Raw genomic sequence first — 21,278 nt, forward strand, 5'->3', positions numbered from 1 at the left:
GCAGCTAGCCATTCGATTTGGAGATCGGCTGCCACTGGACTTAACCCGTAACCCTGAAAAATAAACAAACCGGACAGAGTTTAGTTTACACACCCAAATTTTAAGATGAATCAGAATCATTGATTTACGACTGATGGATGTTGGCCAGTATTTTGGCACCACTTAACTACTCCATCTTTTACCCAAAAATGACTCTGGCATCCTTTATTCCTCCATACTGAAGGATGAAGGGTCGGCCTGCTATTTTTAGAAGTATTAAAAGTTCAATTGGGATTTTGTTCTTTTTTTAGCGGCAAAGTAATGACCTCATGACAGCCACAAGGGCATTCAAAAAGAGCCCAATACAGTTTGTCTTTATATTTTACAACTATAAACTCTTCAGTATTGACCGAACTTTTTTGGGGAGTTGACTCAACAAATTTTATTGTTTGATAGTAAACATTCCTTGTGCTTTCGTCATCAAAAAGAAATGGTAAAACCCTTTTGATGAAACCGATAAGCTTTTTTTTAAGCCAATTAAACATTACTCGGGACTTTGCCTAATTGTGGAGTTTCCAGCCGATTTTTCCCTTCATCTTTAAGTAGTATAGTGCCTTCTTGACAATAGATGCACTCAGAATCTATCCTGGGCTTATTACTATGAATATCCATATGTACAAAATCAATCCAGATGTTGTCTTGCCTTAAATCCGAAGGTAATTTTCTAAATTGACTTATCAAATTCATTAATGTTGCAACAGCATTATTTGCGGTTGCACTCGTAAAAGGACCTATGCCCGGCGATTGTACGTCACTTCCAAAGATATAGTAATCTTTTGCTAAGGTCTCGGAATCTAACTCTCTTAGCTCTGGATTTTCCTTTAACTTCTGTTCTCTATAAAGCTTCTGATTATTTACTACATTTTGGCATCTTAAACACGCTCCCGACTCAGGTAATATACAACTGACTCGACCTTTCTGAGTTCTTAAACGAGGAATTCCGTTAGAGTCATCTTCTACATTCCCAGACATCCCAGAGTCTATATATACTTGACCATAATAATACATCGCTTGATTTAGATAATCTCTGCTTTGAACACTATCTGTGCACCCAAATATGATATCAGCACTGGATAAAGCATCTATAGCTTTTCCTGTTTCACCTAAGTATTCCGGTATTGCTTTCACAGTTACCTCTAAACCTAAATCTTCAATAAATGAAGATAATGCCTCAGCTTTATTTGAGGATATGTCCTTATTAACATAGCCCCTGACTCGATTCATATTAGTTTTATCTAGCTCATCACCATCAATAAGTATTAGTTCGCCAATCCCTGTTCTTGCTAATAGGGTTGCAACTGGTGAGCCCGTTCCACCTAAGCCTACCACTGCAACTCGGAGTGATTGAAGTTTTGCGTTAAATGGCTTGCCAAATGCTGCTTCTTGACGTTTAAGATTTTTAGATGTTTGATTCGGCGTTTTAATTCCTTGAAGATCTACCTTGTCTGAAAGGATACCTATATGCCTTACCTTTTTAGCCTGGCTTGGTTGTTGGCCATGTCTGACTCTTCCAATCCATTGCCTATCAACCAGTACCAATGATACCAAATAAGAGCCTTCCCCATTGCAACCAGACAAACCATAAAGAATATTTTTCTCGTTAGTGTCATCTCTCGAAGAAAAATCTACAAATCCATCTGGATGATTGTGGACGAAACCTAATTCCAGGTTTTCATTTTCACAACGGTAATATATTTCTGGAAATTGACGCATATTTATCTTCATATGCGTTTTTGAGCTCTCAATTATCCACTCCTCGGTCATCTTTATTATATCAACAGCAACGAACCTATCTGACTTTGGAAGATCCTTAATAGGTCTTGAAAACCGTCGGAATAAAATAATTGCACCCCGCTCATGTCCATGGGGATGTCCAGTTAACCAATCTTTAAGATCTTCTTCCTGCGAACCTAGTAAGGTTATTCTTGGGTTGTTCATTGATTAGTATCTGGTTTGGTTAAAGCCCAAGTAATTCGATCAATAATTTTTTGAATATTATCTTCTTTTGGTTTCCAGGATTTGGGTTTATTCCAATGCCTTGACCATCGACAATATTCTTTACCATCATAATGACGTGGATCAGTGCCATTTACATCAGAAGCTCTAGGAATGGCCTTGCCATCTGCTCTCTTTAAAACAGGATGTGTCCAAAACATGTTGTTACCCTGGGTATTATAGTTAGGTGGGATTTCTACTAAAACCTCCACCTCAGTCAGCGGGTCCCCGTCATGGACATATAATCCATCTTTTAAGGGGAAGTTTTTGAGAATTAAATACCTCTTGGACTCTTCTTCCTCATATTCTAATCCTGAACTCTCAAGAATTTCATAGTCTTCATCCAATAACAATGCCATCACGAACCAGGGGTTGAATCTGCAACTTGTGAGTAAAACTTCTCAATTCCGGGATCATCCAAATCTATCTTGTCGTCATCTTCTATTAATTCACCAGGTTCGCCGCGTCTTTTCAGAAATAAATCCATATTGTCAGGAATGCCTGGTGGTATTTCCCGTACTTCTTTTCCCGTGATATATTGCTTATCCCATTTATGGGGCTCATTTTCAATTTTAAACTGGAACTTGTCTTTAGACATAATACATCTGTTTTAATTAGATTTAATCGCTCAGAGATAGTTCCCTCTCGAAAAACTATCTGTGCATTAAACCTAAAGGGCAATGTGACAACATCCTGTCACCCCACTTGATTAGAAATTGTTAATAAAGAGAAGCTGAACAATTTACCGGCAAGGATTTAATCCCAATCTGCTTCGCCACAAAATAGGTCGAATTTCCATCTATGATATCAAAAAGACCTTTTTCTTCTTCACTTGGTCTAATAGAAATAGGCTTTCGCCTAGGCATTATCCCCTGATACGCTTGTCTCATGTAGATAAACCCATTGACAATGCCCTTCTGGCGCTTTCTTGTCAGCCGAAGCCAGCTGATAGGCACAATGGCCGTAGCTTTATTCATATCAAAGAAACAATCTAGCCGGTTGGGGTCCATGCAGAACATACGCTGGTAATTTTGGAGGTACGTCCCAACTTGTTCCATATTGATCCAACCAGTGAGAGGTACCTCTACTAGCTCATTATTAGTATAGCTGATTTGTATTAACTGACCTGTTTTATCTAAACATAGATACAGTTTATTGTAGTCATGATACTGGCGGTTGATTTCATTGAGATGATCAGTGAAATTGTGCAACAAAGTAGATGGATTACTGGTATCGGCAGTTGCTTTCATATATACCATCTATAGGTTTTCCTCCTGCGGATTATCCCTAATTAGCCTAATTATGTTATCCACTTCCGACTTTTTGCAAAGCTTAATAGCTTTTCGACCATTTTGGATGTTTCGACCATAGCTTCGGACCGTCAACAGCTCGCGATATCCGCATCGATAGAAAGAGGTGCGGGAAATACGGCCGAGCTGCTCACACATATAACTGATCGCTTCTCCAATCGTCATGAAATCCTCGTTTTGGGAGGGGTTGTTTGGGACTGGAGAGAGCTGGTTTTCAGGATTTTCGAAATTAGACATAACCTTTCTTATTTTCTTAGACGCCATAGTTAAGTGTAGTAAAAACTGATAGTTAACCGCCTAAGAAATCGCCAAAGATTCATCTTAGATGTCTTAGGCCAATCTTAGAGTTCTTAGGCGCTTCTTAGGTGATTTCTTAGATATATTATTATTAACTAACTTATTATTTATTATATACTTACAGGGGGTTGTTTTGTGGTAGAAATGAGGATCTAAGAAAATAAGATGCTTTTTTATAATTCTTGGATAATCTCATATTTCCCAAAAAAACTCCTAAAATGGAGGTTCAATTTTTGAACCATTCATTACAATGTGTTCATCCTTTTGTTTGGATTGTTGTTTCATCATGATCACCGCTTCTTCTCGTTTGCCAAAGGCCCGAAGCCAGGAGGGTGTTAAGTTTTTTCTGGGCAAGTGATACCCGTGTCGGTTTTCTTGGACAGTTCCTTTTACGGGATCTTCATAGCTGTAATAATTGGTTTTTGCCTTTCCGTGCAGGTCTAAGGCTTCTATTTCTTCACGGACAATATCCTGACTGATATACTCGCGTCCTTTATTGTAATTGGTGTAAGCGTCCCAGATACCGCTCCAATACATGACGAGTCCATCTTTGCTGTTCCATCCATAGTAGCGTTTCGGCAGTTCCCCGTTATCATTCATGATCTCAATACTGGCCAAAAACTGTTGCAGAGGTGTTTGGTGGACTTCCTTTTCAGCTGAATTAGCTAAAAAAGTTACTCCGTAGCGGAATATTTCTGTGGATGTGCGATTCTCACGGAGCAGTTGTTGCATCTCCTGCCGATCTTCGGGGCTTACTGTATGTTTGTTATCCTCCTCCAAGGATTGTTGAACAAATTCCGCGAATTCCACATCACTGGGCCGACAAACAAATAGATCCACCGTAATAAGGGCCGCCATATTTTCAATTTGACGGTCTTTAATCTGGAACCGAACCCCTTCCTGGTCACTTCTCCGTTCTAACTCTTCCTCCACGGCTTCGGTCAGCAGGCGTTTGATCCAAAGCAGCTCATTTTTGAATAGCTTTCGATTGAAGTCATTAAACTTGTAGAGCAAAGACAGAAAGAGCTGCTGCATTTCCTTTTTATGATTATCAAACCACCACAGGTTGTGAACTGAACCCCGTTTTTCTTTGGCATATTCAATCATGATACATCGCGACCGGAAGTGGTCTTCGGTCGGTTTGTAGTTTGAGATGAACATGAGCTGCGATCGTACGGGGCTCCAGGCGTTTTTAGATCGATCATGGGAGGCACTAACCCCACGTTGTCGCAACTCGTACCACATGTTAAATACCTGTGGCGTGATCTTGCCTTTGCCGGGGACAAACTCGTCCATGATCACGGGAATCTTACTGTGGTTGGCCAGTTTGTTTTCTGCGGACTTAAGCGTAGGATTGGAATCTACATCTGTAAACGATTGCCCAAAGAAATTGAGCATAATTTGAGACAATTGTCCTTTACCCGTGGAGGGTTCTCCATACAGGTATAGAAAAACTACATGTTTAAACACATCGTAGGTCTCGTCGAAAAACAGAAAGGAGAGCATATAGGAGAAAATAAGATAGCCCTCGGCCTTCTTCTCAGGTTGTTGCCCAGCAATTAGTTCTCCGAATTTATCACGGACTGTGTCAGTAAAATACCGGAGCTCATTACCGGTAAAAAGCTGATGTTCGTCGTCGGTATGAAATCCATCCTTGGCTGGGAGCAAATCTAATAGTGGCGCCGGTTCAATCCGGCCAGGCTTCACGTAAAAGGTGGTGTCGGCAGCTACCATCGGGAACAGCCCGGAATCCGGATTTGGGGCGATGATATACTGGGGTTCCCTCAGGTGATCATTGGGGATGTTGATAAGTGCATTTCGGGTTAGGTAAAACTTGTAGCCGTGATGCTCGATAAATCCGTAATAATTGAACTCATACACCGTCTGGGGCTGCCACCGGTTACACAAGAAGCTCATAAAGAAGAGGATTTCATCATCGGATTTGAACCGGGCCGACTGGTAGGAATGCTTAAAGATCTGAATCTGGAATGCCTTCTTGGACAACAGGTCCTCCGGTTCCAGTACGAAGAGCTCGCTTTGAGTCAGGGTCCTCGACTCTGGGGTAAGCCAGCTCACCTGGCATTCGTAAAGCGTAGAATCCCATTTAAGGGTCTCGGGATTGTAGCGGATAATCTTGGAGTGGATTTCAATGTCGAAGGTACCGATTCGGCGGCTGGTGCCATCGGTTTCATTACGGTACCATCCAAAATCCAGTGGATCGGAGCTGTCGATATATTCAAACGGTTCTTTTTGCGTATCAGAAAGAGCAGATGGTTCAGAGTCATCTGGGCTGTTTCGAGTGTTAGATGATAGGAGCTTCAGAGAGCCTTCCCGGGTGTTGCTGCTGCTCATGTAGTTGTTGTTGAGATATTAAAATTTTGTGTTCGCTCACATAGCTGAGCTTGTAGAGATCATTTCCATACCCATGGATCACCCACAGATCGTAGCCTTCGACGATCTGTGTTTCGATGAGACGGACAGTTTCTTTGCAATGGATACCATCGCCGTTAAGAAATTCAATGGTATCCCCAAGGGTATAGCGGGTGCGTATAGTAGCCATGGTATTTGTCAGGTAGATAATTGAATGCCTTTGGCCTTGCGAAGAGCGTCAATAGAAAGATCGAACTCATCGGTAAGCCGAGAGGTGAGCGTCTGCTCTGAAATCCCTAATGCCTGCTCCATGTTACACAAGCGCTGGTCTGAAATGTAGTATGGTTTTTTGAACCACTGCCGAAAAGTGTTAAGCTTTATCTGAGGGTATACGGCCCTCCGAAACTCATCAATGGTGTCGTATTGATCGATTATCTGGCCTTTGATGATGCTTAGCCGTAGCCGGTTTATATCATATTTAGTTATAGCTGAGTACACTGAAAAATTCTCTTTTTAATAATGTTGGTTAGCAGTATTATAAGCGCGTTATCGGTAAACATTACCGTTACCGCAGGGCCTAATTTAGTGACGCGAAAACAACGAAACAATATAAATATGTCGCGATTACAACATTATGCTATGAAGAGAGAATGCAAGTACGGCTAAAACAATCACTTAAGTAAGGACAAAAAAGTGGAAGAAATTGAACAGGATATCCTCCAGGAAAATATTCAATATCTGCTGGATGAATACTATGATGGGAACGTTTCAGAAATGCAACGCCAAACGGGAGCGAATCGCTCCGTCATATCTGAGCTGAAGAATGGCACGAAAAGTGAAGTGAATAGCTCCACGTTACGTCATTTTGCGGAGGCAGGTATTAATATAAATTGGCTGTTGACTGGAGAAGGGGCCCATTTTGTGATCGGCAATGAGGAGGAACTTAAAACCGAGCTGAAGCAAAAGCAGCTGCTTGAGAATAGAATGGTGGAGATCAAAGGATTGGTGTCAGAGATCGATCAGCAGTTGGAAGAACATCCGGAGCTAAAACTGGATCCGGATGTTATGTCAGCACTGTTGGACTTGCTTAAAAGAGCACTGTAGGAGCGACTGCCAGTTTAGCCATTCTGTTTAAACATCCGTTCGATCACACGCCGCTCAAAGTATTTTCGACGAGCCCCTGCCTGAAAACTAGGAATATGTTTTTTATGACCCGGAAGGAAATTGCTCCGGTTTAAAATCGTGCGATGCGAAATGCCAAACTCGGCCTGAATCTCTTGTGCCGTCATATATTTCGATTTGTCGGGTTGTACCATGATGGAGTCTAAAACAAAATCGAGCTTGGCTTCCAGGGTAGCTATAGTTTGGAGAAGAGAATCCTTGGGGTCTTGTGCTGTCATGAACATTCCTTTGATGCGTTTATTTTTGCCGCAAAAAGAAATGACATTTCCGAACAAAATGCACTTTTTAAATCAACATTTTTTAACAAAAACCTCTAACCAACCTGACTTTTTATAAGCCCATTTCTACTGGCGGTATTGAGCAAATCATTAGCAACCAGGTGGACATATTTGTTGGTTACCTCCAAGCTTTTGTGTCCCAACATATTCTTCACTTCTATTACATTAAATCCGTTGCGTAATAGAAAGGTAGCACAAGAGTGCCGGAGACCGTGAAAATGGATAGAGTCTTTTAGCTTGGCTTCTTCGGTTGCGTAATACTTGAAGCGTTTTGATACATTATCACCCATCATAGCAAGTTCACCATTGGGTATGGATCGGGGGCTGGGGAAAACAAGTCCCTTTTTAGGTTTCCCATTAAATTTGTGCCACTTACTTAATTCCTTATACAGCTTATCAAAAATGGGAACCGTACGTTCATAACCATTTTTTGTGTCGGTAACTCTGAGAAATCGATTCTTCAGATTTACATGCTCCCATCGAAGTTGAATAATCTCTTTTCTGCGAAGTCCGGTGTAAAAGGCTAAGGTAATAAGCGGGATAAACCAATGTTGTTTTTGCTCATAGGTAGAGATCGCGCCAGACTTTTGGTGTTTCTTCTGATATGCCTTGAACTTTTTAAAAATTTCGTTGAGCTCTTCTTCATCAATGATTTTGTCAACAAGATTATCTCTGGTCTTAGGCAAGCCGACCTTGTCACAAGGATTGACTTCTAACACTTCCTTTTCGACGATCCAGTTAAAGAAAGCTTTTAAGTGTTTTAGGTAGTTCCTTTTTGAAGCGTTTGCCAATTTAGGTCGTAGGCAAAAAGATCTGATATCATTGGCATCAATCATTGTGACTGGCATACTATGGCCAACCTGATCCATGAATTGCCGAATGATGTATTTATATGTTCTTCTCGTTTTCTCAGTAACGTTAGTTTTCTCCCTCAAGAATTGCTTCTGAAGGGTATTGATTATTGGACTGGTTAGAGAAGTTCCTTCGAGCTCTTGCTCTTTTTCATAATCCTGCAGATTCCAATTGTCATCAAATGGATTTATTTGACCGGCATCATAAAGCTTCTCGTATTCAAGCTTCTTTTGCTCGGCTATCTTTTTGTATTTCGTACCGAGGGCATAGGTCTTTTTATAAGACTTACCATTTAAGGTGGATTTAAAAACTATCGAGTAGTACCCGTTTCTCTTGGTTAAACTTGCCATGATAAATTGGTTCGGATTTGTTTAGGTGTACACCAGTAATGTAGTACCATATGTAGTACCGAACAAGGAAAATAGGGGCTATTTGGGAAAAGGTTTCCCGAAAAGTGATAGGGGTAGATATGGTATATACCAACAAAAAACCCCGCCTATCGTTAAATAAGCGGGGTTTTTGAAGTGTTTTAGAGGAGTACGCCCGGAAGGATTCGAACCCTCAGCCTTCTGATCCGAAGTCAGACGCTCTATCCAGTTGAGCTACGGGCGCATACAAAATTTGTCAAAAGTAACCTGCCTTGGTGTTAGTCATCCGTAAAAGTGTTTGGATGAATTGTAACTGCAGGTCCTGTAAAAAAGGATTCTAAATATCCCGCTTTGCAAGACAAATTACAACCTTCAATTCTTTGTTTTTGAATTGCCCCTTGAATGCCCTTGCAAAGAAATAATGAAGACGGTTTATATCTTTTTACGCTGTATATTGGTAATTATCGAACGATTCGCGTTATTTGTTAATTCAATAATATGTCGGTTTGAATGAAAATATTAGCGATTACGAGGTCATTATGTATAAATATTTGTCGATGTTATTAGCTGTAGTTTTGATTACAGCCTGTAATGCAAACACAGAACCTGATAAAGAAGCAGAAAGTGCGGATGCTGGTCAGGAGTATACCATGGAGACCATCATCACCGAAATTGATGTGCCGTGGGGATTGGATTGGTTGCCGGATGGAGATATGTTAGTTACAGCTCGAAGCGGTGATTTATGGTTGTACAGTGATGGAAGTTTGGCCGAAGAGCCCGTTGCGGGCGTGCCCGAGGTTTGGTCCAATGGTCAGGGCGGTCTGCTTGATGTTAAAGCCCATCCCAATTATGAGCAAAATGGCTGGATTTACCTGACGTACTCCAGTCCCGAGGGAAGTGAGCCCGGGGCCAATACCGCACTGATGCGTGCCAAGCTCAATGAGGATAGAACTTCACTGGTAAATCAGGAAATATTGTATAAGGCGGAGCCTAATACTGAGCGGGGTCAGCACTTCGGCAGTCGGATTGTCTTTGATAATAATGGACACGTCTTTTTTGGGATCGGTGATCGTGGTGCCCGGGATGTAAACCCGCAGGATATAACACGTGATGCCGGTAAAATCTATCGCCTTAATGACGATGGGAGCATTCCCCAGGATAATCCCTTTGTAGGCAAAGAGGGAAAGGATGCCATTTTTGCTTACGGGGTACGAAACCCGCAGGGGATGGCTTTGCATCCTGAAACTGGAGAGCTATGGGAGAATGAGCACGGTCCCCGGGGCGGTGACGAGGTAAATATTATCAAGCCGGGAAATAATTATGGCTGGCCCGAAATAAGTTTTGGCATCAATTATAACGGAACTTCTTTTACCGATGATACGGCCAAGGCTGGGATGGAGCAGCCCGAATGGTATTGGGATCCTTCTATTGCGCCGTCGGGGATGACGTTTGTCACCAGTGAAAGGTACCCCGACTGGCAGGGCGACTTGCTGGTGGGATCACTGAAATTCAGCTACCTGGTGCTGTGCACGGTGGAAGATGGGGGCATCACGGAGGAAGAAATTCTCTTTGAAGAGATCGGCCGGGTGCGCAATATTGAGCAGGGGCCCGACGGCTACCTGTATGTTGCCACCGAGGGTAACGGTATCAAGCGGATCATAGCTGAACAATAAGTCATTCGCTTTGTACGATAACCTATTGGATCAGGCAGGGGAGGGAGCTTCCACCCCCTGCTCATCCAAATTTTCCACTTCATCCACTTCTTCAAGCTTGAGGTAATCGACCAGCTCTTCTTGTAGCGAATCCATGATACGATCCGGGTGCGTTATTTTGGTATAGAAAATGGTAAAGTAAATTACCTTGATGCCGGTTACAGTACGCTCGATAACACTGCTGAACAGCTTGCCCATCCACAGGGCGATGATGACGGGAATCCAACTGAACTGAAGAGTTTCAAACCAGTAGTCTGTCGGGACCTCAGCGCCCTGTATAACCGTGGAGGGCAGGGAGCCGGCGAGGTAAATGCCCAGGGCGATGGATACGATGCCGAGTCCAAAATAGATGGGAAGCACAATCTTGCGGGTCACGCTGCCCAGAAAGTCGATGCCGAAAACTCCCACCAGTGATTCGGGAACCTGGTCTTTCAGTTTTTTCATTTTCTTGACAGCCGGTGTAATATCCAGGTGGTCGACGGCAACCGAAGGTAGCAGGTAGTGGTTGATCAGGTCCCACACCTCTTCAACGCCGTTGATAAAAAAACGGATGAGGGTCATCAGGAATCCCCCGCCGGACTGTTGTTTGGCTTTGCCTACAAAGGCCATCCCGATATCGATCCATGCAATTTTCCGGGTCTGCGACTGGATGGGTTTGCAGGCCGCTACGGCCGAGGTAAAAGAGGGGTCGTTGCCGATAATGGTTTCGTAGACGATATGACTCAGCCGAACCTCCTGCTTGTTATAGTAGAAATATTTGTAGAAGAAAAGGGCGATGGCCAGGAAAAGGCTCCATCCTTCTAGTGGAAGGTCGTACCACCAGCCCAGCCAAGCATAAAAAAGACCGCTCACCATGATGAGGTTGTAGATCAGCATGCGTATCCACGGCTTAATGATATCCTCGTCTTTCCCGATGATGGTAAAGGTGTGTTTGACCAGGTTGCCAATCGATTTCAGCCGTTCTGAAAAAGATAAGTTATCCAAGGCCTGTTCGGCTTTTTTAAAGTCCAGATCCATATCCCGTCCTGTTTTGTTGATGATAGATTGCTATTTAGATATACGTAAAGGCGGGCAAAAATAGCTCAAAGTACCGGTACAACTTTGGTCTCATTATTTTTACATTGATGCATTAACCGCAATCAAAAGAGGAGAGGGATTATGGAAAAGGCAAAAAAGCTCTGGTGGTGCCTCGGGTTGGCACTGGTGATGATGAGTTGCAACGCCGGGGAGAGTGATGAATTTATTGACCGCATGGATAAAGAACACAAAGGGGATAAGCCTGTGGCCAACGCCTCCACGCAAGCGGATGGGATGTCGAACATCGCTGGTGAAGAAGTGTCCTATGCTACCGTTGACGGCAGGGAGATCACCGGCTATCTGGCCAGGCCGGAAGATACGGAAGAAGACGGACCCGCGCTGATTGTGATCCACGAGTGGTGGGGGCTGAATGATAATATTCGCATGATGACGGACAGGCTGGCCGGGGAGGGATATACGGCGCTGGCTGTGGACCTCTACAACGGGAAAGTTGCAGACGCTCCCGACAGTGCCGGCACTTATGCCCGGTCGGTGGAGCAGCAGCAGGCGCTTGACAACCTCCGCCAGGCCTATGCGTACCTTGCCGAAGAACAGCGCGCGCAAAACATAGGAACCATCGGCTGGTGTTTCGGTGGCGGATGGTCGTTGCAAACCGCACTGGCCCTGCCCGAGCAGGTTGATGCCGCCGTGATCTATTATGGGCGCCTGATTACGGACGCGGAACGGCTTGCAAAGCTCCAGATGCCGGTGCTGGGTATTTTCGGTGCGGAGGACAGTGGCATTCCCCCGGAGCAGGTCAAAAGATTTGAGTCGGCACTTAATGAAGCAGGCGTCACGAATAGTATCCATATTTACGAGGGGGCCGATCATGCCTTCGCCAACCCCTCCGGCACGCGCTACAATAAAGAGGCGGCCGAAGATGCCTGGCAAAAGACAGTTGCTTTCCTGGCCCGTACCCTGAAGCAGGAACCGTAATGGCCAGCCATTAGGTTTTTATGGTTGGGATGAATGAAGAAGTGATGAAATGCATTGTATAGAAATCATAAGTAATGAATAAACAAGAGGACTATGAGTCATACGGTAAGTATTCGCAATATTCGCCAAGTCACCCACGATGTCAAGGAGTTCAAGGTGGACAAACCCGATGAATTTGAATTTGTTCCCGGCCAGGCTACGGAGGTATCGATCGACAAACCCGGGTGGAGAGATGAAAAACGCCCATTTACCTTTACAAGCCTGAATGGGGAGCCCGATCTGGAGTTTACCATCAAGATATATGATGACCATGAGGGCGTAACCAATGAGCTGGATTCCCTTCATGTCGGCGATCAGTTGATTATCCGGGAACCGTGGGGAACCATCCAGTACAAGGGACCCGGGATCTTTTTAGCCGGCGGCGCCGGCGTGACGCCTTTTATTGCCATTTTGCGGCGCCTGGCCCGCGAAGAGCAGCTGGAGGGCAACCGTCTTATCTTTTCAAACAAGACCGAAGAGGATGTCATTCTCCAGGAGGAGTTTGAAGCCATGCTGGGCAGGAATTTCACCAGCGTGCTCACCGACGAGCCCGCCGATGGTCATGTGTACCAGGATGGCTTTATTGACAAGGCGTTCCTGGAAGAGCATATTTCGGACTTCGATCAGCCTTTTTATGTATGTGGTCCCATGCCGTTTAACGAGGCGATGCTGGGTTATCTGAAGGAGCTTGGAGCCGATCCGGATGCCCTCGTTTTTGAGGAGTAGTATCCAGAGGCCGTTCCTTTTTTAAAACCGGTTGAAGCAATAGCCTGCTTCGGCAGATTCACAGGAATGTATTAGATATGATTGATGGCAGTTAACATAAGGCAGCTTACAGGCATAACCGAAACATTGCTGATCCCGCTGATGGGAAGAGCGCTGGAAACCCGGAAAGGGGATGGTATTCTGAGTGATCCCAAATCACTGGAGATTTTCCAGTCACTAAACTACGATTTTGAGAAATTCCGTGACCCGGGCTCCCGTCGAAGCATGCAGCGAACGACGATACGAACAGCCATCATCGATAGTATGGTCCGGGAGGTGCTGGACCGGCATCCGCAGACAACCATTGTGGAACTGGGGTGCGGGCTCAATTCCCGCTTTGAACGGCTGGACAACGGTCGTCTGCAATGGTATGACCTTGATGTGCCGGAGGTGTATGAGGTATGGAGGGCGTTTTTTAATGAGTCGGACCGACGGACTTTTCTGCCCTGCTCTGCCTTTGAGGAAGACTGGATACGGCAGCTGAAGAAAGAACAAGCCGGCCCTTTTTTATTTATTTCTGAGGCATCGGTCATCTATTTCCCGGAACGGAAGGTACAGGCGCTCTTCAGAAACCTGCATATAAATTTTGCCGGTAGCTATTACCTGTTCGACAGCGCTACCCCGGCTTTCCTGCATGATTTACAGGACCATGATGATGCACTCCGGTACTGCAGTGCCCGGCTGCAGTGGTCTATTGAACACCCGGAACTGATTAGGGAATGGGTGCGGGATATAGAAATTATCAAGACGATAGATTTGGAACATTCGGACCACCGGTTCCGTCACTTTTATCCGCCCGATTTCAAAGAGGGCACCAGGGGGTATCGATTGAATTTGGCCAGACTGTGAAAAATGCCTGCCTGCTTATTGGCGTTTCTGTCGGTGCACGAGGGAAGCGTGCGCTTCTTCCAGCATCGGGGCCCGACTCCGGTACTACGGGGAAAATTCAAGTGGATAAAAAAGCATTTTATTGAAAAATTAAATATTTCATGTTATATATAAAGTAACCGGTTAAATAGGTTGACAGAATATCTTTTATAACTGCCTGCTGTACAGATGATAAGGGGACTGTCGGGATGTGATAATGCAGCATTGTTGTGTGCCGGGCATATTGAATAAAGGGAAAGCCGCCTGAGGGATGGGCTGCTATACTGCAGTATACAGCTGTCGGTCGTGGGCGTCGTCCTGGATTAATGGCAGAGGCAGGAGTTCTTGAAATAGTATTTCAGTGTTGAACAACCCAGGGCAGCGTTCGGAAGACAAGCGCGGTATGGGTGGAAACTTTAAACTAAATAAAACTTAAATAAGGGAAAGATATGACACGTAAAAATATAACACGGAAGGACTTCTTGAAGAACGCAACAGGTGCCCTGGCAGGCGGTATGCTGGCCAAACCGATGGGCGCTTTTGCGGGCGCTCCCAAACAGGCGGCGAAAAGAAGAGTCGCGCTGGTTGGTACGGGTATTCGGGGAATCACATTCTGGGGGAATACGGTGCGCGAGCGCTATGGTGATATTATAGAGTTTGTCGGGCTGTGTGATATCAATCCCGGCCGTCTTGAATATGGCAAGGAGTATATCGGCGCCGATTGCCCGACCTTTACTGATTTCGATGAAATGATGGATACGGTGGAGCCGGATATGCTGATTGTGACAACGGTAGACGCCACCCACCACATGTTCATTATTGGTGGTCTTGAGCGTGGCGTCGATGTACTGACCGAGAAGCCGATGACCACCGACGAGCGCAAGTGCCAGGCTATCCTGGATGCGGAGGAGCAGTCGGATGCCGAACTGATTGTCGGTTTCAACTACCGCTACAGCCCGCATCACACCAAGCTAAAAGAATTACTGGTCAATCGCCGGGTGGGTAAGGTAACTTCGGTAGATTTCCACTGGTACCTGAATGTATATCACGGGGCGTCCTATTTCCGGCGCTGGCACGGAGAAATCTCAAGCAGCGGATCGCTGCTTGTTCACAAGGCCACCCACCATTTCGACCTGCTGAACTGGTGGCTGGACTCCGATCCGGTTGAGGTATATGCCGAGGCTTCGCTCGAGCATTATGGTTCCAATCACCCATTCAGGGGGAACAAGTGCCGTACATGTCCCCATCAGGACAAGTGCCGTTTTTACTGGGATATCACCCAGAACGACACCTATATGGATCTGTATGTGGATAACGAGCAGCACGACGGCTATATCAGGGACAACTGTCTCTGGAGGCATGAGATTGATACCTATGATAAGATGTCGGTACAGATTCAGTATGCCAATGATGTGCAGGTGACCTATTCGCTGACCACCTATTCGCCATATGAAGGGATGGAAATCGCCTTCAACGGTTTTGACGGGCGAATCGATGCCTGGCATGGCATCCCCTGGAGGGAACAGGAAAAAGTAAACCAGGCGGAGCTGCACAGCCAGGAGATGTCGCAGGATGAGATGGAAGAGGCTACAAACTATGAAGAAATTATGGTGATGGACAACTTCAGCAGCCAACACGAGCAGATCAAGGTCTTCCAGGAAAGCGGTGGTCATGGCGGTGGTGATGTACGGCTGCAGGACCAGATATTCCGCAATCCCGATATGGAGGATCCACTCGAGCACTCGGCTGGAAAACGAGACGGAGCCATGTCCATACTGATTGGTATCGCCGCCCGGAAAAGCATCGAATCGGGCGAGCCGGTGCGTATTGAGGATTTAACCTCCATTAAGCCGCATCCGAGCCGGGGGACATAAATGTATAGACAGGAACCTCCTTTTCCTGCTGTGAAAGGGGAGCCATGCCAGGTGGTTCCCTCCGGCCGACGTTCGGCCGGTCATCTGGGGAAGGGAGGGTCTTTATATTTCAGGACATCACTCGGCTGCACTCTGCCGGGAGAAGTGGGCTGTTTAGCTCTTTTGTGGAGTATATCTTAACTTTGGATAAAACAAGTGCGTGGCTGTATTTCGAAAGTTCAAAGCAAGCAGCAGGGAAAACCGTAAAAAACGGAGATCAGCACTTCTGGTTATTTTTAATCTTTAAAGGAAGATTAATGAAAAATGTACGGCTGAAGGACATCGCTGAGCGGTTGGATCTGACGAAAGTGAGTGTATCCAAGGCTCTAAGAGATCATTCTGATATATCAGATGAAACCAAGAGAAGAGTGAAGAAAATGGCTGAAGAGATGGGGTATCGCCCCAATCTTGTAGCCCGGTCCCTGACTTCCAATAAAACACAGATCGTCGGTGTCATTGTCCCGAAGATTGCTCATTCCTTTTTTTCTTCTGTTATAGAAGGTATTTACCAGGCGGCCCTGAAGAGCGATTATGAGGTTATTCTCGGGGTCTCGATGGAGGACGACAAACTTGAGAGAAAACATATAGAATCCATGCTCGATATGCGGGTGGAGGGACTGCTGATCTCGGTTTCCGAGAAAACGAAATCGGTGGATCAGTTCGACCTTGTCAAAAGAATGGATGCCAACCTGGTGTTTTTTGACCGGGGATTTAGCGGTTCCAGTTATACTTACCTGAAGGTGAACGACCGGGAAGGGGCAAAGAGGGGGGTTCGCCATATGATAGAGCGCGGATATGAGAAAATTGGCCATCTCTCGGGCTTTATGAGCATTGAAATTGGCAAAGATCGGCGCCTCGGGTACCAGGATGCGCTGGAGGAAGCAGGACGGAAGGTCAACCAGGCAGGTATTGTTGAAGCGGGATTCAGTGAAGAAGACGGATACAGGGGATTTGCGCAGCTTATGGAGCAGTACGGGAAGCCGGATGCCGTATTCTGCGTAACCTATCCTGTCGGGCTGGGGGTGCTCCAGTATATGAAAGACCATGAGATTGATCCCTCGGAAATCGCTATTCTGTCATTCGGAAGCAGTGAGTTCAACCAGTACCTGGCGAACCCCTTTACCTGTATCGATCAGTCGACCTTTGAGCTGGGGTACCGCGCGTTTGAGCAGCTGGTTTCAGAGATAGAGTCGGATGAAGAGGTTGTGCCGCAGCTCATCTCCCTGGAAGCTGATATCCTTGACAATTAGGGCAACAGGACAACAGCAACAAATAAATGATATGAATAGGGAATCCAACATCCGCAGACAAGGCTTTTCTGTAATCATGTGGATGGAGGGCCTCGCTTCGTGTATTCATTGGATGAACATCAGCATGATTAATTAAAAAGATGAAGACTTCAAACAGTCAAAAGGTGCATCATGCTTCGCCTGTCATGTTCTCTCGCCTCACCTACTTCCTGCTGTTAGCGGCGATTGTGGGCTGTACTTCGTCACCGGAGCTGAGCTGGCATGAGGAAAAGTATGTTCGCTGGGCTGCGCTTCCCGAGGGCTCTCCGGCCGACTATGGGTTTGAACGGCTAACCAGTTCAGCCACGGGAATATCCTTCAATAACCGAATGGGGCGGGAGGAACTGGCCGATAATCGTCATTATCTGAATGGATCCGGGGTTGCCGCCGGCGATGTGGACGGTGATGGGCTGGTAGATCTTTATTTTGCCGGTTTAAAAACGCCCAACCGGCTGTACAAAAATATGGGAGGGATGGAATTCAGGGATATTACCGAAAAGGCGGGGGTCGCCCATGAGGAGTATTACTCAACCGGGGCGGTATTTGCAGATGTTAACAGCGACGGTCATCTCGACCTCCTGGTGACCTCCGTCTATAAGGATAATACGCTGTATATCAATGACGGGAAGGGGAATTTCAAGCTTCGTAAAAACAGCGGACTGGGTCCCGGCAGAGGCAGTACTACGATGACCCTCGCAGATATCGACGGGGACCGGGACCTGGATCTTTATGTGGCGAAGTACAAGGAAAAGTCGGTCAAAGATAGGTATTCCACCGAAGAGCTGGATTGGAATAAGATCCTGAATGAACCCTATACCGAACAGCAGCAGACAGGCCCTTATACTCTGGTACCTCCGTTTGACAAACATTATCAAATTTTCATGACAGAAGATAATCGCCTGGCCGGTCTGGCAGAAACGGGGGCGGTGGACGAGTTGTATCTTAATAAGGGCGGGCGGTTTGAAAAGGTATCCGATAGCCGGGAGGTATTTCGGGATGAACAGGGCAATCCCCTTGGACTACAGCCGGATTGGGGTCTGACGGCCCGTTTCCAGGACCTGAACGGCGACAGGCTTCCGGACCTGTATGTTTGCAATGATTTTTTTACCAAAGACCGGGTATGGATTAACCAGGGAGAGGGTACGTTCAGGCGGATCAACAAATGGGCCATCCGAAACCTTAGTTTTGCCTGTATGGGAGTCGATTTCTCGGATATCAACAGGGATGGACTGCTCGATATATTTACCGCGGAAATGCTGAGCTCCGAGCATAGCCAGCGACTTCAGCAGGTGGGGTCGGATGATCCGCATCCTGAGCGGTACAGGGAAACGGGAACCCGGCCTACCTACAACCGGAACTCCCTGTACCTCGGGCGTAACGATCATACGTACGCCGAAATAGCTTATTTGAGCGGCGTGGAAGCTACCGGCTGGTCATGGGATGCTACGTTTATGGATATTGACCTGGATGGCTACGAAGATCTTATTGTCAACAACGGCTACCTCTATCATATCCTGGATATGGATGCACAGATAAATATGATGCGCAAGGGTAGAAATATGGATGAGCACTTTACTGAATTTATGCAGGGGGCGCCATCGCTGGAACTGCGCAACCGGGTCTTTATGAACAGCGGAGACTTAACCTTTAAGGAGGATGGCACAGCGCTCGGCTTTACCGAGAAGGATATCTCGCACGGGATGGCAGTAGCTGATCTGAATAACGATGGCTCGCTGGACCTGGCCACCAACCGCATGAATGATGAGGCTGGCATTTACCTGAATCAAAGCAGTGCTCCCCGTATAGCCGTTCGGCTCAATGGAAAAGCACCCAATACGCAGGCGATTGGCGCGAAGATTGAGTTGCGGGGAGGACCCACGCGTCAGCAGCAGGAGGTAGTGGCAGGGGGTGATTATCTTTCGGGCTCCGATCCGCTGGTCACTTTTGCCGCCAACCCGGATAATGCGAACCACCAGTTGATCGTCTCCTGGCCGGGTGGCGGACGAACGAGAATAGACAGTATTTCTGCCAACCGTATCTACGAGATTGATGAAGCGGGAAATGTGGAATCAACTGTGGACGTTAAGGAGACAGGAGAGCCGGAAAATCAGAGCCCCCTGTTCAAAGAGGTATCCGGCCGGATCGACCATTCCCACCGGGAAAATGCTTTCGATGATTTTCAGCTGCAGCCCCTGCTCCCCCTGGGCCTCGGTCGGCTCGGTCCGGGCATCTCCTGGGTGGATCTCGACCGCGACGGGGATGATGATCTGGTGATCGGCACCGGGAAGGGAGGAACGACAGCCATCTATGAAAACGGCGGGGATGGCTCCTTTCAGCCGTGGGATCTGCCCTTGCTCGATCGGGAAGCCCCGGGTGATCAAACAGGCATTATCGGTTGGACACAGAACGGTCATACCAATCTTATGATCGGCAATGCCAATTACGAGCAGGGAAATCTTCAGGCGCCTTCGGCCTACCAGTACCGGATGGATGGTCGCAATAATACATTCATTGACTCACTGCCCCATAATATTTCAACCACAGGACCCCTGGCTGCATCCGACTATGACGGGGATGGAGACCTGGACCTTTTTGTGGGGGGTGGCTTTATCCCCGGGCACTACCCGATGGACGCCCCCTCGCGCCTGCTGGTTAACGAAGCCGGTTCGTTTGTCCCGGATAAGAGGAACAGCCGTGCCGTTCGTCGTGCGGGGCTGATTACAGGGGCGGTATTTACTGATTATGATCAGGATGGAGACCCTGACCTGGTTCTGAGCCGGGCCTGGGATTCTATTCTGATCCTGGAAAATAATGGCGGAGCCTTCAGCGCGGCGTCGGAGAAACTTGGTCTATCGGGTATCAAGGGTTGGTGGAACGGGATTGCCAGTGGTGATTTTAACAATGACGGAAGGCCTGATCTTGTTGCAACCAACTGGGGGCAGAATAGCCCCTACCAGATGGAAGGGAACCTGCCCCTGCGCATGTACCATGATGATTTTAATCGGGATACATGGATAGATATTATTGAAACGCATGGCACTGCCGGAGGCGACTATGTGCCGCGCAGGCGGCTGTTCCATTATGGGGCGGTGCCGGCTGTTGCCAACCGGATGCACAGCCATGAGCAATTTGCAAATTCGACGATGGCAGAACTGTTCGGGAACCGCTTGTCTGTCATATCCTACAAGGAAGTCAACACCCTGCAGCACCAGGTTTTTGTGAATACCGGGGATGGATTTGCCCCCCGCCCCCTGCCCGGTGTGTCGCAGTTTAGTGCGGCTTTCCATGCGGGTGTGGCTGATATGGATAATGACGGGAATGAAGATCTGTTTTTGAGCCAGAATTTTTTTGCCGTGCCCCGGCAGGTGCCCCGACAGGATGCCGGAAGAGGCATATGGCTCAAGGGAGACGGGAAGGGAGGTTTTACGGCCGTGCCGGGAAGCGAGTCTGGAATAAAAATATATGGAGAGCAGCGGGGAGCGGCCTTCAGTGATTTCAACGGGGACGGTAAAATAGATTTGGCCGTGTCTCAGAATAATGCCGGCACCAGACTCTTTGTCAACCAGGCAGACAGCCGCGGGTATCGCATCACGCTGGCAGGGCCCCCGGAAAACAGCAGCGGGATTGGTTCTGCTGTGCGCCTGGTGTACCAGGATGGCCGAAAAGGGCCGTTGCGTGAAGTTCAGGCGGGAAGCGGTTACTGGTCGCAGAACAGTGCGACCCAGGTGTTGGGGGATGAAGGAACGGTCGATAAAATATCGATCCGCTGGCCCGACGGGCACCATCAAGTCTTAAAGGTCGAGAAGGGAAAAAAAGAATACCGGATCTTCCATCCCTCAGCAGAAGGGCATTGATATTAATATTGATATTATGATTCAATGCTTGTTTGTGAGTGGAATAAAATAATGGTTATTGATAGAAAAAAAGACAAATAGTTTCGAATTATTTTTCACAAGTATTTGCAACTTATATTAAGTTTTTTTAATTAG

At 46.7% G+C, this 21,278-nt stretch carries 19 protein-coding genes, 1 tRNA gene and 1 pseudogene; 8 read left to right on the forward strand and 13 right to left on the reverse strand.

What is annotated here, in order from left to right:
• Nucleotides 1-116: 116 nt before the first annotated feature.
• The 9 genes and pseudogenes from FN808_RS19265 to FN808_RS14985 form a co-directional block, all read right to left on the reverse strand.
• Nucleotides 117-524: pseudogene (locus FN808_RS19265) on the reverse strand (ubiquitination-like system serine protease family protein).
• Nucleotides 517-1,977 carry a ThiF family adenylyltransferase gene (locus tag FN808_RS14950; RefSeq protein ID WP_142715421.1) on the reverse strand — a complete coding sequence of 487 codons (1,461 nt, stop codon included), beginning with the start codon at nucleotides 1,975-1,977 and terminating at the stop codon, nucleotides 517-519. The pseudogene FN808_RS19265 and the gene FN808_RS14950 overlap by 8 nt, the downstream one beginning before the upstream one ends.
• On the reverse strand, nucleotides 1,974-2,393 hold the full coding sequence (locus tag FN808_RS14955; protein WP_142715422.1) for an E2/UBC family protein: 420 nt from the start codon (nucleotides 2,391-2,393) through the stop codon (nucleotides 1,974-1,976). Before FN808_RS14955 ends, FN808_RS14950 begins: the two co-directional genes overlap by 4 nt.
• Nucleotides 2,393-2,632 (reverse strand): multiubiquitin domain-containing protein, encoded by a 240-nt coding sequence (locus FN808_RS14960; protein WP_142715423.1) that lies wholly within the window; start codon nucleotides 2,630-2,632, stop codon nucleotides 2,393-2,395. Before FN808_RS14960 ends, FN808_RS14955 begins: the two co-directional genes overlap by 1 nt.
• Before the next feature lie 121 nt (nucleotides 2,633-2,753).
• Nucleotides 2,754-3,284, reverse strand: coding sequence for a hypothetical protein (locus FN808_RS14965; protein ID WP_142715424.1), 531 nt, complete (start codon nucleotides 3,282-3,284; stop codon nucleotides 2,754-2,756).
• 9 nt (nucleotides 3,285-3,293) lie between these two features.
• The gene (locus tag FN808_RS14970; RefSeq protein WP_142715425.1) at nucleotides 3,294-3,581 is read right to left on the reverse strand and encodes a hypothetical protein; all 288 of its coding nucleotides are present in this window, start codon (nucleotides 3,579-3,581) and stop codon (nucleotides 3,294-3,296) included.
• A gap of 273 nt (nucleotides 3,582-3,854) precedes the next feature.
• Nucleotides 3,855-5,993, reverse strand: a complete 2,139-nt coding sequence (locus FN808_RS14975) for a hypothetical protein (protein ID WP_142715426.1) — start codon at nucleotides 5,991-5,993, stop codon at nucleotides 3,855-3,857.
• On the reverse strand, nucleotides 5,944-6,201 hold the full coding sequence (locus FN808_RS14980; RefSeq protein WP_142715427.1) for a hypothetical protein: 258 nt from the start codon (nucleotides 6,199-6,201) through the stop codon (nucleotides 5,944-5,946). The genes FN808_RS14975 and FN808_RS14980 overlap by 50 nt, the downstream gene beginning before the upstream one ends.
• 8 nt (nucleotides 6,202-6,209) lie before the next feature.
• Nucleotides 6,210-6,509 carry a hypothetical protein gene (locus FN808_RS14985; protein ID WP_142715428.1) on the reverse strand — a complete coding sequence of 100 codons (300 nt, stop codon included), beginning with the start codon at nucleotides 6,507-6,509 and terminating at the stop codon, nucleotides 6,210-6,212.
• A 195-nt stretch (nucleotides 6,510-6,704) separates the two neighbouring features.
• Here FN808_RS14985 and FN808_RS14990 point away from each other — a divergent pair, with 195 nt between their 5' ends.
• Nucleotides 6,705-7,115, forward strand: coding sequence for a helix-turn-helix domain-containing protein (locus FN808_RS14990; protein ID WP_142715429.1), 411 nt, complete (start codon nucleotides 6,705-6,707; stop codon nucleotides 7,113-7,115).
• Nucleotides 7,116-7,129: 14 nt separating this feature from the next.
• On the opposite strand, the gene FN808_RS14995 is transcribed toward FN808_RS14990, so the two are convergent.
• From FN808_RS14995 to FN808_RS15005, 3 genes are all read right to left on the reverse strand, one after another.
• Nucleotides 7,130-7,411, reverse strand: coding sequence for a hypothetical protein (locus tag FN808_RS14995; protein ID WP_142715430.1), 282 nt, complete (start codon nucleotides 7,409-7,411; stop codon nucleotides 7,130-7,132).
• Between the two features lie 95 nt (nucleotides 7,412-7,506).
• Nucleotides 7,507-8,673, reverse strand: coding sequence for a tyrosine-type recombinase/integrase (locus tag FN808_RS15000; RefSeq protein ID WP_142715431.1), 1,167 nt, complete (start codon nucleotides 8,671-8,673; stop codon nucleotides 7,507-7,509).
• 188 nt (nucleotides 8,674-8,861) lie between these two features.
• Nucleotides 8,862-8,935: transfer RNA gene (locus FN808_RS15005), tRNA-Arg, on the reverse strand.
• A gap of 295 nt (nucleotides 8,936-9,230) precedes the next feature.
• Between FN808_RS15005 and FN808_RS15010 the strand changes: the two genes are divergently transcribed.
• Nucleotides 9,231-10,364: a PQQ-dependent sugar dehydrogenase gene (locus FN808_RS15010; RefSeq protein ID WP_142715494.1), complete on the forward strand. Its 1,134-nt coding sequence runs from the start codon at nucleotides 9,231-9,233 to the stop codon at nucleotides 10,362-10,364.
• Nucleotides 10,365-10,394: 30 nt separating this feature from the next.
• On the opposite strand, the gene FN808_RS15015 is transcribed toward FN808_RS15010, so the two are convergent.
• Nucleotides 10,395-11,420, reverse strand: a complete 1,026-nt coding sequence (locus tag FN808_RS15015; protein ID WP_142715432.1) for a hypothetical protein — start codon at nucleotides 11,418-11,420, stop codon at nucleotides 10,395-10,397.
• Between the two features lie 141 nt (nucleotides 11,421-11,561).
• On the opposite strand from FN808_RS15015, the gene FN808_RS15020 reads away from it, so the two are divergent.
• From FN808_RS15020 to FN808_RS15045, 6 genes are all read left to right on the forward strand, one after another.
• The gene (locus tag FN808_RS15020; protein ID WP_142715433.1) at nucleotides 11,562-12,416 is read left to right on the forward strand and encodes a dienelactone hydrolase family protein; all 855 of its coding nucleotides are present in this window, start codon (nucleotides 11,562-11,564) and stop codon (nucleotides 12,414-12,416) included.
• A 93-nt stretch (nucleotides 12,417-12,509) separates the two neighbouring features.
• Nucleotides 12,510-13,181, forward strand: a complete 672-nt coding sequence (locus tag FN808_RS15025; RefSeq protein ID WP_142715434.1) for an FAD-binding oxidoreductase — start codon at nucleotides 12,510-12,512, stop codon at nucleotides 13,179-13,181.
• 84 nt (nucleotides 13,182-13,265) lie between these two features.
• Nucleotides 13,266-14,069, forward strand: coding sequence for a class I SAM-dependent methyltransferase (locus FN808_RS15030; protein WP_142715435.1), 804 nt, complete (start codon nucleotides 13,266-13,268; stop codon nucleotides 14,067-14,069).
• A gap of 467 nt (nucleotides 14,070-14,536) precedes the next feature.
• Nucleotides 14,537-15,961, forward strand: a complete 1,425-nt coding sequence (locus FN808_RS15035) for a Gfo/Idh/MocA family oxidoreductase (RefSeq protein WP_221930072.1) — start codon at nucleotides 14,537-14,539, stop codon at nucleotides 15,959-15,961.
• 296 nt (nucleotides 15,962-16,257) lie between these two features.
• A complete protein-coding gene (locus FN808_RS15040; protein ID WP_185958437.1) occupies nucleotides 16,258-17,250 on the forward strand; it encodes a LacI family DNA-binding transcriptional regulator in 993 nt (330 codons plus the stop codon).
• Nucleotides 17,251-17,390: 140 nt separating this feature from the next.
• Nucleotides 17,391-21,143 (forward strand): CRTAC1 family protein, encoded by a 3,753-nt coding sequence (locus tag FN808_RS15045; RefSeq protein ID WP_142715437.1) that lies wholly within the window; start codon nucleotides 17,391-17,393, stop codon nucleotides 21,141-21,143.
• Nucleotides 21,144-21,278: the final 135 nt, after the last annotated feature.

The organism is Fodinibius sediminis, from assembly GCF_900182555.1.
In the GTDB taxonomy this organism is placed as follows: domain Bacteria; phylum Bacteroidota; class Rhodothermia; order Balneolales; family Balneolaceae; genus Fodinibius; species Fodinibius sediminis.